This window comes from Halomonas sp. ABH4_019, assembly GCF_056159885.1.
In genome coordinates this window covers 1-16662 of record NZ_JBSWWC010000002.1, presented here as the reverse complement: position 1 = coordinate 16662, position 16662 = coordinate 1, and the positions used below count along the sequence as shown (strand labels likewise).

Sequence of the window (16662 nt, the reverse complement as noted above, 5' to 3'; positions counted from 1 at the left end):
CGGCCTGGCCTGGTGGCCGGGAGAGAGGCACCCCGAACGAGCCTTCCTTGGCAGGATGTCGTGAGTCGACCTCGGCGTCGGGCCCCGGCATGACCGGGTGCGGTCAGACTCCTGATGCCTGACGAGCTATCCGACCGTTGTGGTCCCTGAAGCGAGGAGAGCCCTGAGATGCGATACATCGGCGATGCCAGCCGCGAGTTTCCCCATGCGGCCATGGCCTATATCGAGACCACCTTTCCCGACGGGACCCGGGTAGCCGGCTCCGGTGCCCTGGTGGGGCGCAACGACGTGCTGACCGCCGCTCACCTGATCCATGCCCCCTCCCATGGCGGCGAGGCCGCGCGGGTGCGTATCGAGCTGGGCCGGGACGGTGCGACTCGTCCCGCCGGCAGCCTCGAGGGCGTGCAGTTCGACTACTTCGCGCTGACGCAGCAGACCGAGGGTTTCTTCACGCCTCGGGAGAGCGAGCGTGACCTGGCCCTGATCGGCCTGGCGCAGTCGCCGGGGGATCGTCTCGGCTGGTTCGAGCTGGGGAGCTTTGTCCCGGGGGAGAGTCATCGCGTCAGCGGTTACCCGAGTGCCTACCGGGATACCGAGGGGCCGCGGCTGGTGGAGGACAGCGGCGAGACGCATCAGTTGGCGCCTCATGACGTGCTCTCGCTGGAGGACTTCCAGGTCAGTGCCGGCAGCAGCGGTGGCCCCCTGTGGCACGACGTCGAGGGTACACCGACCCTGGTGGGCGCCGTCTCCACCAGGGGTTGGGCGGCATCGGTGGAGGCTCGCTATGCCACCCTGCAGGGCTGGATCGAGGGCAACGATGCCCTGTTGCCGGTCTCCCTGCCGCCCGCGCTCGAACGCTTCGTCGAGGATATCGAAGCGGAGGGCTGGCCATGGCCGGAGGCGCTCTCGCTCGAACTCCAGCAGCGGCCTCTGGTGGAGTATCCGTCACTGGATGGCGTGATCGATCCCGTGGTGCGGCTCTATACCGGGCTGCTGGATCGTCGGCCCGATTCGTCGGGGGCCGAGTACTGGATTCGCCAGGCGAATGAGGGGCGTCTGCTCGCCGACCTGGCGGAGGGCTTTCTCGGCTCGGACGAGTTCGCGGCGGGCGAGGGCGATGGCGCGGCGGAGGTCGTGGCCGCTCTTTACCATCGTGTACTCGGGCGCGCGCCCGATCCCGAGGGGCAGGCCTACTGGGAGGAGGCCTTGACCAGCGGACGGGTGGCGCTCGGCGAGCTGGCCGTCGCGCTGAGCGAGTCCGACGAGCACGTTGCGGCCAGTCACTCCCTGGTACAGGCCTCCAAGCTGCTGCTGTGGGGCGTGAATCTCGAGGACCTGGAGCCCGAGCGCCTGGGTTTCGATACCCAGGGCCACGCTGAGATGTGGGGAGAGGCCGAGTCGCTCGTGCGGCTCTACGGCGGAGCCCTGGGGCGCGAGCCGGACCCGGAGGGCCTCGTGTTCTGGTTGCGGCAGCTCGGCGATGGTGACTCCCTGGCCGATGTGGCCGATGATTTCGTGGCCAGTGACGAGTCCGAGGTCTTTCATGAAGGGCTGTCCGTCGCGGCCAGGATCGACAGCCTCTATCGCCAGGTGCTGGGTCGCGAACCCGATACCGAGGGGGCAGCCTACTGGCAGGCCCGGATGCGAGACGACGGGTTCGATGTCGGGGATCTGACACTGGCATTCACCGAGTCCCGGGAGTATCGGGAGGCCACCGAGACGAGGATCGACGAGTTCCTCGAGCCGCAGGGCGAGAGCGGCTTGGTGGGCATTCCAAGGGACCTTGGCGAGTACCTGCTGGGATAGTGCTGCATTCGTAGCATGGTGCCATCCCGGTTGTGTGTCCGCTGTGGAGCCTAGAATGGCATGGGCGAGAATGATACTAATGGGGGGCAACGATACGCGTTGCGCACTGTCCGGGCGATTAGGGTACAATTCTCGATGATTTTCGATGGGCATTGTTGTCCACCCAGAACATTCATGCGCACCACGGAGTCCCGACAATGACTGACAATCAGGAACAGACCATTCGCATCGATGGTAAAGAGTATCTGATCGCCGACCTTTCCGAAGATGCTCTCACACAAGTCAAGAACGTGCGCATAACTGACCAGGAAATCGCACGAATTGAACAACAACTTGCCATCTGTAAGACTGCTCGCAGTGCCTATTCTCGGGCCCTGGCCGACGCCTTGCCAAGTGCCGCACACTGAACGCTTGCTGGCGTCGGGGATGGTGCCGGTACCGTACCCGACCGCCATGTTTTGGCCTGGCACATGGTTTGTACACCATTTTTCTGGATGAATTCGCCCACCCTGTCGTGTCGTTGGCCGAGTCGGTGCCTGCTGAGGGTTTCTTGAAGAGCCCTGCGTCGCTCTCTGGGCTCCTTCACTCGAGATTCCGATTATCAGCCATGCATTTCTTGCTTACGGTGTCATCCCAAGGTGAGCAGATACCGACGCTTGGCCCTTCGGGCTATCCAAAATAAAGCGACCGGGCGCCGTTCGGCGCCCGGTCGCTGATGGAGCTTGCTTCGAGGTCAGGCGATATCGGAAATCCCCGGGTCGCCGTTTTGTCCGACCAGTTGGGCCTGCTCTTCGGAAAGCGGTGCGCTCAGGAGCTGTGAGCCGCCGTCGTCGTCGCCGATGTCGGCGCTCAACAGGCCACCCAGCAGCCCATCGTCGCCGCCGAGGCCCAGCAAGCCATCACCCAGCAGGCCGTCGAGCACGCCATCGACCAGGTCCAAGACGCCTGCCAGCAGGCCGCCTTCGCCCAGCAAGGGCTCGAGCAGGCCATCGAGCAGGCCGGTCGCCTCGTCGCCGGCCCCGCCAAGCAGGCCGCCCTCGCCGAGCAGGCCGTTGAGTAGCCCTTCGTCACCGCTGATCAGGCCGCCCAGCAGGCCATTGTCGCCCAGCAGGGTGTCCAGCAGGCCACTCACGGGGTCGTTGCCCTGATCGAGGAGACCGCCGACGATGCCCTGGTCGCCCAGCAGGCTGCCCAAGACGTCGCCGCTGAGCAGATCGTCGACCAGTCCGGTCAGTTCGCCCACGATGGCCTGGTCGCCGCCGATGACGTCATTGCCGATGATGTCGTTGTCGCCACTGAGCAGTCCGCCCAGCAGCTCGTTGCCGCCCAGCAGGCCGCCCAAGAGGCCGTTGTCTCCTAGCAGGCCATCCAGCAGGCTAGTATCGCCACCCAGCAGTCCGCCCAGGTCCAGCAGGCTGTCACTACTACCGCCGAGCAGGCCGCCGACCTGAGTCAGCAGGCTGTCGACGGTACTGCCGACACCACTGAGCAGCCCCTCGAGGAGTTCATCGGTACCGAGGCCTGTCCCGCCTAATACGCCGTCCAGGGCGCCGTCCAGCGTATTCCCCAGGGTGCTGGTGACGTTTGCCACCGTGGTGCCCGTACCATCCAGGAGCTGTGAAGTGGCGCTTGCCAGATCGTTGACCAGACCCTCATCGGTGTTGCCAAGGCTCAGCAGCGACTCAAGCAAAGCCGAGAGACCGACGACCACGGCCGGGTCTACGACGGTGTCGTCGTTATTGCCGCCATCTCCGCCGTCGCCATTGCCGCCGTCTCCATCGCCGCCATCGCCGCCGTCGCCGCCATCGCCGCCATCGCCGCCATCGCCGCCGCCGCCGCCGCCGCCGTCGCCGCCGTCACCATTGCCGCCGTCGCCATCGCCGCCGTCATGGTCGGGAACCTGCCCGTTTTCATCGAGGTAGTCGTCGGGGTTGAGGCCAAGCTCGATCAGTGCCTGCTTGACGCTCTCCAGGGTGTGATCGACTTGGGAGAGAAAGTCGCGAGCGTTGTTTGCCTCGCTATTATCATCATATTCGATCTCTCCCTTTTCCACTAAAGTAGAATAAACGTCCGAAATGAAATCCTTGTGGAATAGGGTGTCAACGTCCTGTCCGCTAGCGCCGTAGAGAATGTCGAGGGAGATTTCAGCCAGTGATGATTCGCCGCTTTTCAGGAGGTTGGTGTAGAAGTTAAGGCCCACTGAGTCTGCATCACGGTTGAATAGCTGCTGATAGATATTGTTGATGAGAACTTCATCGCTGAGGCCTCCGAAGCGAACCTGAAACTCCTCACTGTTGCCGAAGGCATTGATGATGGCGTCGAGATTCCCGCCCTTCTCGTTCAATCGGTTGGACCAGAAGGCCAAGCCTTCGGGATCGCCAGGTCGGCCATAATAAGCGATATAGACTTCTTGAACCTTCTGCATGGACTCAGAGAAATCGATCGTCTTGATGGACATGGTAAACCTCCTTGAGCGACGCCGCCTTGTTCAGGGCGTTGCCTCGCATACCTCGATAAAATGACCAAGCACATCAGTAGTGGGTCCCTGTTGGATAGGAAACGGAGCGGCTCATCTTTGTCATTGGTATGTGAGCGATCTTTGGTTCCCATCCTGTATGCGAATATAGGAGCTTTGCAGAAGTGATCCGAACCGGTCTTGGAGCATCTAGGGCAGGTAAGTATCGGATCGGCGGCACAATGGTCGGATTATTAACTCTATGATTTAAAATCTAAAAAAATGATGCGCTGGGCTTGTCTCAAGCTTTTTATAAGTTATGTCTTACAGGGCGGTGAGCGTTGCACGCCCTCTTCATGTCGAGGAAGTGGACCCTGTTCTTGCGTGGTCGGCGACGCCAAAGCACGAGGCAATGGCCATCATGGACTGGGCAAAAGGTCTTGAGGAGTCGCGCGCGTGGCAGTGGGGGAATCGCAATGACGGGGCGTGCCGTCTTGCCGGCGGGAAGAGTGCGACGAGGCGGAAGCGGCGGGCGAAGGGCGTCGGGACGGGAGAGCGGACTGCCCCGGCCGGGAGGGGCGGGGCGAGGGTCCGGGGAGGAGTGCCTGCTCTCGGCAGGCGCCTCATTCAGGGCGCGATGCGCTGGCTGGCGGAGGTGAAGCCCATCAGCGAGATATTGAGATCGCGGCGGTTACCGCGGGGCCCGATCAGGCTCAGGGTGGCGTTGCTGCCGCCGCGAAGTTGCTGCAGCAGCGACGGCTCGAGGGGCAGGTCGGCGCGGCAGCCCGGCTGGTCGCAGACCTGGTAGGGGAAGGGCACGCCCTCGCCGCTGTCCACGCTGAGCTGCAGGCCCGGGGCCAGACGCACGCCCAGCGGCAGCAGGAAGGTCATGATCGGGTTCTCGGCCTGGGGGGGCTGGGCGATGATGACCCGCATCACCGGCTGGCTGTCATCGGGATTGGAGACCAGCTGGGTCATGCTGCACGGGGCGTTCTGGCCGCCGGTGGGGCAGCGCACTTCCCAGCTCTGGTACTGCTCGCTCTCGAAGTTGTTGCCGGCGCCCTCGGGGGAGGCGCTGGTCTGGGCGAGGGCGGTGGAGGCCCAGGCCATCAGGCACAACAGGCCGGTCAGGCCCGACACGAGTCGTTTGGACATGGGGGAACTTGCTCCTTGCGGTTGAGGCTCGTGGGCCCCGCGGCGCCGGCAGGCGCCCGGGCATGGTGTCAACACCATGCCTGGATCCGGCGGCGAGGTCGAGCCCCGCGCGGCGGCGGGTGGGGAACGCGCACGATGCCCCCGGCGGGCGCTTCCCGCCGGGGGCATCGTCGTGGAGGCTACCTCGACGCCTCAGGCGGCCCGGGGCAGCTCCAGGGTGCGGTGTTCCTCATGCAGGCTCTTGACCAGTCCCACGGCCATCGCCAGCAGCACCAGGGTGAACGGCAGGCCGGTGGCCACGGCGCCGGCCTGGAGGGCGCCGAGCGCCTTGTCGCCGCCGCCGTAGAGCAGGATGCCGGCGATCACGCCTTCCAGGGTGGCCCAGAACACCCGCTGGGAGCGGGGGGCATCGAGCTTGCCGCCGGCGGTGATGTTGTCGATCACCAGCGAACCCGAGTCGGAGGAGGTGATGAAGAACACCAGCACCAGCACGATCGCCATGCTGGAGGTCAGGGTGGTCAGCGGCAGTTGCTCGAGCATCTGGAACATCGCCAGCGAGACCTCGCCGATGCCATCGGCCAGGGCGCCGACGCCCGCCTGGGACTGGGCCAGGGCGTTGCCGCCGAAGGCGCTCATCCACACGATGGTGACCAGGGTCGGCACCAGCAGCACGGCCATCAGGAACTCGCGCACGGTGCGCCCACGGGAGACCCGGGCGATGAACATGCCGACGAAGGGCGACCAGGAGATCCACCAGGCCCAGTAGAACACCGTCCAGCCGTGGAACCAGGTGGTGTCCTCGCGGCCGATCCAGTTGGACAGCGGCACGATATGGCCCAGGTAGGCCAGGCTGGTATCCCACAGGCCGTTGAGGAACATCAGGGTGGAGCCGGTGATCGCCACGAACACCAGCAGCAGCAGGGCGATCACCATGTTGATGTTGGAGAACAGCTTCACACCGCCATCGATGCCGCGCCACACCGAGTACAGCGCCACGGCGGTGACCCCGACGATGATAGCGATCTGGGTGCCCAGGGTGTTGGGCACGTCGAACAGGTAATTGAGGCCCCCGGCGGCCTGGCTGGCCCCGAAGCCCAGCGAGGTGGCCAGGCCGAAGATGGTGGAGAGCACCGCGACGATGTCGATCACGTGGCCGAACCAGCCGCGCACCCGCTCGCCGAGCAGCGGCGTGAAGGCCGAACGCAGGGTCAGCGGCAGCCCCCGGTTGTAGGCGAAGAAGGCCAACGACAGCCCGACCACGGCATAGATGGCCCAGGGATGCAGCCCCCAGTGGAACATGGTGGCGCCCATGGCGGCGCTGGCGCCCTCGGGCGTGCCGGCGGCGGCGTTAAGCGGCGTGCCGTACCAGTCGGTGTAGTAGGCCACCGGCTCGGCCACGCTCCAGAACATCAGGCCGATGCCCATGCCGGCGGCGAACAGCATGCTGAACCAGGACACCATCGAGTGCTCGGGTCTGGCAGCGGGGCCGCCCAGGCGGATGCGTCCCAGCGGCAGCACGATCAGCGCCAGGCACAGGATCACGAAGAGGTTGCCGGCGATCATGAACAGCCAGTCGAAGTGGTCGATGGCGAAGCCCCGCGCCGCGGTGAGCTGGGCGTTGGCGGCGTCGGGGTAGACCAGGGCGTAGAGAATGAAGGCGAGAATGGCCAGGGCGGAGAGCGGGAAGACGGGGTTGTGGAAGTCCAGGCCCAGTACCTGCTTGTTGTCCTGGCCAGGGGGCAGGATGGGGTCGTCATCGTGGGTCATCGAAGGTCCTCGGTTGTTGTTGTGTGTCGCCACGGGCGACGCCGCACATTCTTGGCGCGATGGTCGAGGAGGGAGTGTCGTGAGAACGACCTCGGGATAGGCGCCAGCACCCCGGCGGCGGCGATGTCTCGATCAGGCATGTCGGCGCCTTTCCGGGAACATTCCGGCGCACGGCGGGCGCCTAAGGTCGGGAAGCGGAATGTCGCCGCCCGTTCACAACAACACGAAGGAAGCCAGCCACATGAGTGCAGCCAACCGCGGAGTCGTCTACAAGGGCCCGGGCGAAGTCGCCGTCGAGTCCATCGCCTATCCGGAACTCGCCCTGGGCCATCGCAAGTGCGAACACGGCGTGATCCTCAAGGTCGTCACCACCAACATCTGCGGCAGCGACCAGCACATGGTGCGCGGCCGTACCACCGCGCCCGCCGGCCTGGTGCTGGGCCACGAGATCACCGGCGTGGTAGTCGAGTGCGGCCGCGACGTCGAATTCCTGAGCCCGGGCGATCTGGTCTCGGTGCCCTTCAACATCGCCTGCGGTCGCTGCCGCAACTGCAAGTCCGGCCAGACCGGCATCTGCCTCAACGTCAACCCGGCCCGGCCCGGCGCGGCCTACGGCTACGTCGACATGGGCGGCTGGGTCGGTGGCCAGACCGAGTACGTCATGGTCCCCTATGCCGACTTCAACCTGCTGAAGTTCCCGGATGCCGACCAGGCCATGGACAAGATCAAGGACCTGACCCTGCTGTCCGACATCTTCCCGACCGGCTTCCACGGCTGCGTCACCGCCGGCGTCGGCCCGGGCTCCACCGTCTATATCGCCGGGGCCGGTCCGGTGGGCCTGGCCGCCGCGGTGTCCGCCCAGCTGCTGGGGGCGGCCTGCGTGATCGTCGGTGACATGATCGAGGAGCGCCTGGCCCAGGCCCGCAGCTTCGGCTGCGAGACCATCGACCTGACCCAGGACGGCGACATGGCCGACAGGATCGAGGTGATCCTCGGTGAGCGCGAGGTGGATGCCTTCGTCGACTGCGTCGGCTTCGAGGCCCACGCCTGTGGCTGCCACCATGGCCAGGAGGCGCCGGCCACGGTGCTGAACTCGGCGATGTCGCTGACCCGCGCCGGCGGTCAGATCGGCATCCCGGGGCTGTACGTGACCGAGGACCCGGGCGCGGAGGACGAGGCGGCCCAGCAGGGCAGCCTGAGCATGCGCTTCGGCCTGGGCTGGGCGAAGTCGCACAGCTTGCATACCGGCCAGTGTCCGGTGATGAAGTATCACCGCCCGCTGATGCAGGCGATCCTGTTCGGCAAGGTGAACATCGCCGACGCGGTCAACGTGCAGATGATCACCCTGGACGAGGCGCCCAGGGGCTATGCCGACTTCGATGGCGGGGCGGCGAAGAAATTCGTTATCGACCCCCACGGTAGTGTGGCGGCCTAAAGGGGCACGCGCGGCAGCGTTGCCGCTTGACCGGCGGTGCGGCGAGCCGATTCGGTGGATCGACCCCCACGGCAGCGTCGCCGCCTAGCTGAGTAGCCGCGGCGGGAAGCACACTGCGCGATAGTGACGGCGCCCCTCGGGGCGCTGTCCTGCGTCGGGACCTTGCCGAGAGCGACATCGGCATGTCCGTCGCCCCGCCGTCGGCCCTCGCCGGCATTGCGGGCCCTGCCGGGGGGTGCCAATCTTGCGGTAGGCACGGCAATCGTGACGAGCCCACCATGAGCGTTCAGAGCGTGACCCCCAGGCGCCGCTTTCGCGGCAGGCCCCGCGGCCGGGAGCTCGATCCCGATGCCCTCGATCGACTGCGCGCCTGGCTCGGCGACGAGCGCGAGGCGCCCGAACGCCGCCGGCGCGACCTGCTGATCGAGCATCTCCACGCGATCCAGGACGCCCGGGAGTACCTCGCCCTCGCCGACCTGAGGGCGCTCGCCGCCTACATGAACCTGCCGATGGCGGCGGTCTACGAGACCGCCACCTTCTATGCCCACTTCGACGTGGTCCACGACGACCAGGCGCCGCCGCCGGCGATCACGGTGCGGGTCTGCGATTCGCTGTCCTGCCAGCTGGCCGGGGCCGCCGCCCTGCAATCCGCGCTCGCGGCCGGCAGCGACCCCGCCCGGGTGCGCGTGAGAAGGGCTCCCTGCATGGGGCGCTGCGACATGGCGCCGGTGGTGGAAGTGGGCCATCGCCACGTCCTTCACGCCACCCAGGAGGCGGTGGAGGCGGTGATCGATACCGGACACTTCCATCCCGAGGCGATCCTCTGGCAGCGCCTCGACGCCTATCGCGCCGCCGGGGGCTACCGGTTGCTCGATGACTGCCGGGCCGGTCGGGTCTCGGTGGAGGCGCTGCTGGAGACCCTGGAACGGGCCAACCTGCGGGGCCTGGGCGGTGCCGGTTTTCCCACCTTCAAGAAGTGGCGCTCGGTGCGCGGCGAGCCCGGCCCCCGCTACTGTGCGGTCAATGCCGACGAGGGCGAGCCCGGCACCTTCAAGGACCGTTACTACCTGGAGCGCGAGCCCCATCGCGTGCTCGAGGGCGCCCTGGTCGGCGCCTGGGCGGTGGAGGCCGAGGCGCTGTATCTCTACCTGCGCGACGAATACCCCGGCCTGCACCGGGTGCTCCGCGAGGCGATCGCCGAGCTGGAGGCCGCGGGGCTCGCCGAGCCGGGATACCTCGTGCTGCGCCGCGGCGCCGGCGCCTACATCTGCGGCGAGGAGTCGGCGATGATCGAGTCGCTGGAAGGCAAGCCCGGCAAGCCTCGTCATCGTCCGCCGCTGGTGGCGCAGAAGGGGCTGTTCGGTCGGCCGACCCTGGTCAACAACGTCGAGACTCTCTACTGGATCCCGCGCCTCTGGCAGGAGGGCGCCGAGGCCTTCGCCGGCGAGGGGCGTCACGGTCGCCAGGGCCTGCGCAGCTTCTCGCTGTCCGGCCGGGTCAGGCGCCCCGGCGTCCACCTGGCGCCGGCGGGCATCACCCTCAACGAGCTGTTGGCGGAGTATGGCGGCGGCATGGCCGAGGGGCACCGACTCGCCGGCTACCTGCCGGGTGGGGCCTCCGGCGGCATCCTGCCGGCCTCCAAGGCGGACATCCCGCTGGATTTCGATACGCTGCAGGCCGAGGGCTGCTTCATCGGCTCGGCGGCGATCATCGTGCTGTCCGATCGTGACGACCTGCGCAGCGTGGCCGCCAATCTGATGGCGTTCTTCGCCGACGAGTCCTGCGGCCAGTGCACGCCCTGCCGAGTGGGCACCGAGAAGCTGCTGACCCTGATCGAGCGCGACACCTGGCAGGCCGCCGACCTGGAGCGGCTGGCCCGGGTGATGATCGACGCCTCCATCTGCGGCCTCGGCCAGGCGGCGCCCAATCCGGTGCGGAGCCTGCTGCGCGACTTCCGCGACGTGCTTGCGGCCCAGCGCGTGATCGTGAAGGGGTAGGGAGCCGAGCATGCCGAACGACGCAAACGAGACCTTCTCGCTGACCCTGGATGGCGCCGAAGTGAGCGCCCACCCCGGCGAGACCCTTTGGCAGGTGGCGCGCCGCGCCGGCGAGACCATCCCCCACCTGTGTTTCAAGGACGCCCCCGGCTACCGGGCCGACGGCAACTGCCGGGCCTGCATGGTAGAGATCGAGGGCGAGCGGGTGCTGGCGGCCAGCTGCCTGCGCGAGGCGGCGCCGGGCATGGTGGTGCGCAGTGCCACCTCCGAGCGCGCGCGCGACGCCCGGGAGGGCGTCATGGCGCTGCTGATGGTCGACCAGCCCGCGCGTGAGCAGGGCCCCGACCGCTCCAGCCACTTCTGGGACACCGCCGAGGCGCTGGGCCTCGACGCCGGCGCCGTGCGTCGCTGGCTGCCGCCGCGCTCGGCCCGGCCCGGTCCCACCGTGCATCATGTGCGCCCCGGTGAGGGCTCACTCACCCGTGACGCCACGCATTCCGCGATGCGCGTCGACCTTGGCGCCTGCATCGAGTGCAACCTCTGCGTGCGCGCCTGCCGCGAGGTGCAGGTCAACGACGTCATCGGCCTGGCCCATCGCGGGGCGGCGTCCAAGGTGGTGTTCGACCTCGACGATCCCATGGGCGAGAGCACCTGCGTGGCCTGCGGCGAGTGCGTCCAGGCCTGCCCCACCGGCGCCCTGATGCCGGCGACCCTGGTCGACGAGAAGGGGCGTGGCGACTCCCGGGCCGCCGAGCGCAGCGTGGATTCGGTGTGCCCCTACTGCGGCGTGGGCTGCCAGCTCCGCTACCACGTCAAGGACGACGCCATCCTCGCCGTGGAGGGCCGCGACGGTCCCTCCAACCGTAATCGCCTGTGCGTCAAGGGGCGCTTCGGCTTCGACTACCCGCGCCATCCCGCCCGGCTGACCACGCCGCTGATCCGCAGGCCCGGGGTGCCCAAGGGCCTCGATCCCGACTTCGACCCCGCCAACCCGGGCAGCCATTTCCGCGAGGCGAGCTGGGACGAGGCGCTGGAGCTCGCCGCCCGAGGGCTCGTTGACCTCAAGGCGGCCCACGGCCCGGCGGCGCTGGCCGGCTTCGGCAGCGCCAAGTGCTCCAACGAGGAGGCCTGGCTGTTCCAGAAGCTGGTGCGCACCGGCTTCGGCTCCAACCACGTCGACCACTGCACCCGGCTGTGCCATGCCAGTTCGGTGGCGGCGCTGATGGAATGCATCGGCTCCGGGGCGGTGACCGCCTCCTTCCTGCAGGCGCTGGAGGCCGAAGTGGTGGTGCTGATCGGCTGCAATCCGGCGGTCAATCATCCGGTGGCGGCGACCTTCTTCAAGCAGGCCGCCAAGCGGGGCACCAGGCTGGTGATCATCGACCCGCGGGGCCAGGCGCTGGACGCCTATGCCCACCGTTCGCTGCGCTTCACCCCGGGGGGCGACGTGGCGCTACTCAATGCCATGCTCAACGTCATCGTCGCCGAGGACCTGGTCGATCACGACTACATCGACGCCCACACCGAGGGCTTCGCCGCCCTGGCCGAGCACGTCCGCGAGCTGACTCCCGAGGCCATGGCGCCGAGCTGCGGGGTCGAGCCTCAGGCGATTCGCGAGGTGGCGCGCCTCTACGCCACCGCCGAGCGGGCGATGATCTTCTGGGGCATGGGCATCTCCCAGCATGTCCACGGCACCGACAACGCCCGCTGCCTGATCTCGCTGGCGCTGGCCTGCGGCCACACCGGGCGTCCCGGCACCGGCCTGCACCCGCTGCGCGGCCAGAACAACGTCCAGGGGGCCTCCGACGCCGGGCTGATCCCCATGGTGCTGCCCGACTACCAGCCGGTGGGGGACGCCCAGCTACGCGCCGCCTTCGAGGAGCTGTGGAATACGCCGCTGGACGCCACACCCGGCCTCACCGTGGTCGAGATCATGGACGCCATCCGCGATGGGGTGATTCGCGGCATGTACATCCTCGGCGAGAACCCGGCGATGTCGGACCCGGACCTCGAACACGCCCGGGCGGCCCTGGCCCAGCTCGAGCACCTGGTGGTCCAGGATTTGTTCGTCACCGAGACCGCCCAGTTCGCCGACGTGGTGCTGCCGGCCTCGGCCTGGCCGGAGAAGGACGGCACGGTGACCAACACCAACCGCCAGGTACAGCTGGGTCGCCAGGCCGTGCCCCTGCCCGGGCAGGCCAGGCCCGACTGGTGGATCATCCAGGAGATCGCGAGGCGCTTCGGCCTGGGCTGGGACTACACCCACCCCCGGGAGGTGTTCGCCGAGATGAAGCGCGGCATGGCGTCGCTCGACCACATCAGCTGGGAGCGCCTCGAACGCGAGGGCTCGGTGACCTATCCCTGCCCGGCGGACGACGCCCCGGGGGCCGACGTGGTGTTTTCCGAGGCCTTTCCCACCGCCTCGGGCAGGGCGAGGTTCGCGCCGACCGTGCCGCTGCCGCCGGACGAGCCCATCGACGGCGACTACCCCACGGTGCTGACCACCGGGCGCCAGCTGGAGCACTGGCACACCGGGGCCATGACCCGCCGGGCCCGGGTGCTCGACGATCTCGAGCCGGAGGCCGTGGCCAGCCTGGCGCCGGGGGAGCTGCGCCGCCTCAAGCTGGCCCCGGGCGAGCCGGTGACCATCGAGACCCGGCGCGGACGGATCACCCTCAGGACCCGGGTCGATCCCGGCATGGTCGAGGGCATGGTGTTCGTGCCGTTCTGCTATGCCGAGGCGGCCGCCAATATCCTGACCAATCCGGCCCTGGACCCCTTCGGCAAGATCCCCGAATTCAAGTACGCCGCCTGCCGGCTGGCCCCGGCAGTCGGGCCCGCCGAGGCGACACCCTGAACGCGGCCGCGCCGCCATGGACACATCGAATCCGCAGAGGAGGAACACCACATGATGATCGTCGACCTGATCGATGGGGACGATTTTCGCCATCGCCTGGTGGCGTTGGGCATCCGCATCCCCGAGGGCGCCTGTCCCGATACCTGCGCGCGCATGGCGCGGCTCAAGCACAGCGAGGTCGGGGTCCCCGGGCTCGCGGAGCTGGTGAGCGAGCTGATGGCGCATACCGACGTCATGCTGCCCTCGGTGCGCAACGCCATCGAGAGTTTCCTGCTCCCGGCGCTGGCGCAAGGGGAGCATGAGAGCGGAGGGCCGGCGTCCGGCGCCGAGGAGGCCTGATCGCCACCCGAGCCGCCCGAGCCGCCCGGCCACGCCGCGTCAGGCCATGACGGGCGTGGGAGACGGCAACGAAGAGGGCCCGCCGGTGGCGGGCCCTGTCGCTGGGATGGCGTCTCGCGAGCCGCGGATGGTGCGGCAGCGCTCGCTCAGCCCTGGGCGAGGTGGAGATGGGGCGCGCTGTGGCCCAGGTTTTCCAGCATGCGCTCGCTGTACCAGTCGACGAAGTCGATGACGCCGTACTCGTAGGTCTCGGAGTAGGGGCCCGGCTCGTAGCTCCGGGAATTGATGCCGCGCTGGTTCTCCTCCGCCAGGCGACGGTCCTGGTCGTTGGTGGCGTCCCATACCTTGCGCATCTCGGCGGGGTCGTAGTCGACGCCCTCGACCGCCTCCTTGTGTACCAGCCACTTGGTGGTCACCACGGTCCGCTGCGGGCCGAGCGGCATGACCCGGAACACGATGGCATGGTCGCCCATGAAATGGTTCCAGGAGTTGGGCAGGTGCAGGATGCGCAGCGATCCCAGGTCGGCGCTCTGCAGGTTGCCCATCAGCTTCTGGCAGGCGGGCTTGCCGTCCATGGTCATCGACACCGCGCCGTCGAGCAGCGGCGTGCGGGTCAGGCGATTGCGGCGGTCGAGCCGGGTCAGCTTGTAGGGCACGCACTGGGCTTCCCAGTCGGCCTGCTTGCGTGCCACCAGTGCCTTGTAGGCCGGGGTGGCGCGAGGGTCGTCGGTGTCGTCGAACTCCTGCAGCGAGTTGAGCAGCTCCGGGTGGGCGCCGTTGCAGTGGTAGCACTCGCGGTTGTTCTCGAGCACCAGCTTCCAGTTGCACTGCTCGACGATGCTGGACTCGGTGGCGACCTTGAGGTTCGCCATGTCGTAGGGCGCCAGGTAGTGCGCGAGGGTCGCGAGGAAGTCATCGATGGCCGGGGGCTCGTCGGCCAGGCTGACGAAGATGAAGCCACCGCCGGTGCGCACCTGAACCGGCTTGAGGCCATGGGCGGAGAGATCGAAGTCCTGGCCCATGTCGGTGCCGGCGAACAGCAGCCGTCCGTCCAGCTCGTAGGTCCACTGGTGGTAGGGGCAGACCAGCTTGGCCACCTTGCCCTTGTCGGCGACGCACAGCCGCGAGCCGCGGTGACGGCAGACGTTGTGGAAGGCGTGCACCTCGCCATCGTTGCCGCGCACGATCACCACCGGGTTGTCGCCGATCTCCAGGGTGATGAAGTTGCCCTTGGCGGGGATCTCGCAGGTCATGCCGGCGAACAGCCACTCCTTCTCGAAGATCTCCTGCATGTCGAGGGCGAACAGGCGCTCGTCGTTGTAGAACGGCTGGGGCAGCGAGTAGTTCTGCCGGCGGTTGGCCAGCATCTCGGCGGTGGCCGTTCGGGCCGGGGCCAGGGGGTCGTCCAGGCGAGCGGATGACATGGGATCCATGGGGGACGTTTCCTCATTGCTTGGCCGCTTCGGCGGCCTGGGGATTGTGGGAATACAGCCAAGGTCAAAAAGGGCCGCGCCCCGGTGAGCCCCGCGGCGGGTTGAGGCGAGTGTGGAACAGCGTTCGCGGGGGGAGTTGTCTACCGGCGACGCGTGGCGATGCAACCGCGACGCGCCGCCGCAGGAAAAGTCCTGGCGTTGGACCTGGCGGGCATGCCCGTGTCGCTGACAGGCAAGTGGCGTGGCCTATGGCTGCGCAGAATTCGCCCAACGGCAGGCGGTGGCACCGCGGTCGGAGACCCTCACGCTGCAGCCCCAGGCGACACGAACATGACAATGAACTTTCTCAATCCCGTCACCACCCAGACCTGGACCAACGGCCGCCATCTGGTGCGTTGCGTCAAGGTGATCCAGGAGACCTGGGATACGCGTACCTTCTGCTTCATGGCCGAGCAGCCGGTGATGTTCTTCTTCAAGCCGGGCCAGTTCGTGACCCTGGAGCTGGAGGTCGACGCTGAACAGGTGATGCGTTCCTACACCATCTCCAGCTCGCCGTCGGTGCCCTACAGCTTCTCGATCACCGTCAAGCGCATGCCGGGCGGCGTGGTCTCCAACTGGCTGCACGACAACCTCAAGGTCAACGACGAGCTGGCCGTCCACGGCCCGGTGGGCAACTTCAACATCATCGATCACGCCGCCGACAAGGTGCTGATGCTCTCCGGCGGGGTGGGCATCACCCCGCTGATGTCGATGGTGCGCTGGCTGTTCGATACCAACGCCGCGGTGGACCTGCAGTTCGTCCACAGCTCGCGCACGCCAAGGGACATCATCTTCCACCGCGAGCTGGAGCACATCTTCTCGCGGATTCCCGAGTTCAAGCTGCATATCGTCTGCGAGCGCAGCGACGAGCTGGGCGAGGCCTGGGCCGGCTTCCGTGGCTACCTGAGCCAGGCGATGCTCGAGCTGATGGCGCCCGACTTCATGGATCGCGAGATCTTCTGCTGCGGCCCCACGCCCTACATGAATGCCGTCAAGCGGCTGCTCGAGGCGAACGGCTTCGACATGAGCCGCTATCACGAGGAGTCGTTCGGCGCCACGCCCCTGGAGGTCCAGGAAGAGGTCATCGAGCATGTCGAGCAGGCCGAGGCGGAGGCCGAGGAGCTCGATGCCTCCGATATGCTCGGCGTCGAGTTCAGCAACACCGGCAAGAGCGTGCGTATCCAACCCGGCGAGACGGTGCACTCCGCCGCCGCCAAGCTGGGACTGCATATTCCCAAGGCCTGTGGGATGGGGATCTGCGGCACCTGCCGGGTGCCGCTGGTCTCCGGTGAGGTCGACATGGAGCACAACGGCGGTATCACCGACGAGGACGTGGCCGAGGGCTATATCCTGGCGTGCTGCAGCAAGCCGAAGGGCGA

Annotated in this window: 11 protein-coding genes; 7 read left to right on the top strand and 4 right to left on the bottom strand. The window is 67.5% G+C overall.

All coding sequences use genetic code 11. The annotated features are described in order from the left end of the window. Positions 1–168: 168 nt before the first annotated feature. The gene (locus ACXAFN_RS07230; RefSeq protein ID WP_474987527.1) at positions 169–1806 is read left to right on the top strand and encodes a DUF4214 domain-containing protein; all 1638 of its coding nucleotides are present in this window, start codon (positions 169–171) and stop codon (positions 1804–1806) included. 197 nt (positions 1807–2003) lie between these two features. Then, positions 2004–2213 (top strand): DUF6447 family protein, encoded by a 210-nt coding sequence (locus tag ACXAFN_RS07225; RefSeq protein ID WP_474987525.1) that lies wholly within the window; start codon positions 2004–2006, stop codon positions 2211–2213. Between the two features lie 326 nt (positions 2214–2539). On the opposite strand, the gene ACXAFN_RS07220 is transcribed toward ACXAFN_RS07225, so the two are convergent. From ACXAFN_RS07220 to ACXAFN_RS07210, 3 genes are all read right to left on the bottom strand, one after another. Further along, entirely contained in the window at positions 2540–4264 is a 1725-nt protein-coding gene (locus tag ACXAFN_RS07220) for a DUF4214 domain-containing protein (protein WP_474987523.1), read from the bottom strand. A 624-nt stretch (positions 4265–4888) separates the two neighbouring features. Next, positions 4889–5416 (bottom strand): invasion associated locus B family protein, encoded by a 528-nt coding sequence (locus ACXAFN_RS07215; protein ID WP_474987522.1) that lies wholly within the window; start codon positions 5414–5416, stop codon positions 4889–4891. A 192-nt stretch (positions 5417–5608) separates the two neighbouring features. Further along, a complete protein-coding gene (locus ACXAFN_RS07210; protein ID WP_474987520.1) occupies positions 5609–7183 on the bottom strand; it encodes a BCCT family transporter in 1575 nt (524 codons plus the stop codon). A gap of 241 nt (positions 7184–7424) precedes the next feature. Here ACXAFN_RS07210 and fdhA point away from each other — a divergent pair, with 241 nt between their 5' ends. The 4 genes from fdhA to ACXAFN_RS07190 all read left to right on the top strand — a co-directional run bounded on the left by fdhA (position 7425) and on the right by ACXAFN_RS07190 (position 13811). Next, the gene (gene fdhA / locus ACXAFN_RS07205; RefSeq protein ID WP_474987519.1) at positions 7425–8618 is read left to right on the top strand and encodes a formaldehyde dehydrogenase, glutathione-independent; all 1194 of its coding nucleotides are present in this window, start codon (positions 7425–7427) and stop codon (positions 8616–8618) included. Between the two features lie 278 nt (positions 8619–8896). After that, positions 8897–10615 (top strand): NADH-ubiquinone oxidoreductase-F iron-sulfur binding region domain-containing protein, encoded by a 1719-nt coding sequence (locus ACXAFN_RS07200; RefSeq protein WP_474987517.1) that lies wholly within the window; start codon positions 8897–8899, stop codon positions 10613–10615. 10 nt (positions 10616–10625) lie between these two features. Continuing rightward, on the top strand, positions 10626–13472 hold the full coding sequence (fdhF, locus tag ACXAFN_RS07195) for a formate dehydrogenase subunit alpha (protein WP_474987515.1): 2847 nt from the start codon (positions 10626–10628) through the stop codon (positions 13470–13472). Positions 13473–13523: 51 nt separating this feature from the next. Further along, positions 13524–13811: a hypothetical protein gene (locus ACXAFN_RS07190; RefSeq protein WP_474987513.1), complete on the top strand. Its 288-nt coding sequence runs from the start codon at positions 13524–13526 to the stop codon at positions 13809–13811. Between the two features lie 146 nt (positions 13812–13957). On the opposite strand, the gene ACXAFN_RS07185 is transcribed toward ACXAFN_RS07190, so the two are convergent. Then, positions 13958–15244: an aromatic ring-hydroxylating oxygenase subunit alpha gene (locus ACXAFN_RS07185; RefSeq protein ID WP_474987511.1), complete on the bottom strand. Its 1287-nt coding sequence runs from the start codon at positions 15242–15244 to the stop codon at positions 13958–13960. A gap of 330 nt (positions 15245–15574) precedes the next feature. Between ACXAFN_RS07185 and ACXAFN_RS07180 the strand changes: the two genes are divergently transcribed. Then, the coding region (locus ACXAFN_RS07180) for an FAD-binding oxidoreductase (protein ID WP_474987510.1) at positions 15575–16662 on the top strand (1088 nt) is incomplete at its 3' end.

Excerpts from the sequence above, each read along its gene's own strand:
- ACXAFN_RS07225 (WP_474987525.1), top strand. The coding sequence starts at position 2,004 with ATGACTGACAATCAGGAACAGACCATTCGCATCGATGGTAAAGAGTAT.
- fdhF (WP_474987515.1), top strand. The coding sequence starts at position 10,626 with ATGCCGAACGACGCAAACGAGACCTTCTCGCTGACCCTGGATGGCGCC.
- ACXAFN_RS07185 (WP_474987511.1), bottom strand. The coding sequence starts at position 15,244 with ATGGATCCCATGTCATCCGCTCGCCTGGACGACCCCCTGGCCCCGGCC.
- ACXAFN_RS07215 (WP_474987522.1), bottom strand. The coding sequence starts at position 5,416 with ATGTCCAAACGACTCGTGTCGGGCCTGACCGGCCTGTTGTGCCTGATG.
- ACXAFN_RS07200 (WP_474987517.1), top strand. The coding sequence starts at position 8,897 with ATGAGCGTTCAGAGCGTGACCCCCAGGCGCCGCTTTCGCGGCAGGCCC.
- ACXAFN_RS07220 (WP_474987523.1), bottom strand. The coding sequence starts at position 4,264 with ATGTCCATCAAGACGATCGATTTCTCTGAGTCCATGCAGAAGGTTCAA.
- ACXAFN_RS07230 (WP_474987527.1), top strand. The coding sequence starts at position 169 with ATGCGATACATCGGCGATGCCAGCCGCGAGTTTCCCCATGCGGCCATG.
- ACXAFN_RS07210 (WP_474987520.1), bottom strand. The coding sequence starts at position 7,183 with ATGACCCACGATGACGACCCCATCCTGCCCCCTGGCCAGGACAACAAG.
- ACXAFN_RS07190 (WP_474987513.1), top strand. The coding sequence starts at position 13,524 with ATGATGATCGTCGACCTGATCGATGGGGACGATTTTCGCCATCGCCTG.
- fdhA (WP_474987519.1), top strand. The coding sequence starts at position 7,425 with ATGAGTGCAGCCAACCGCGGAGTCGTCTACAAGGGCCCGGGCGAAGTC.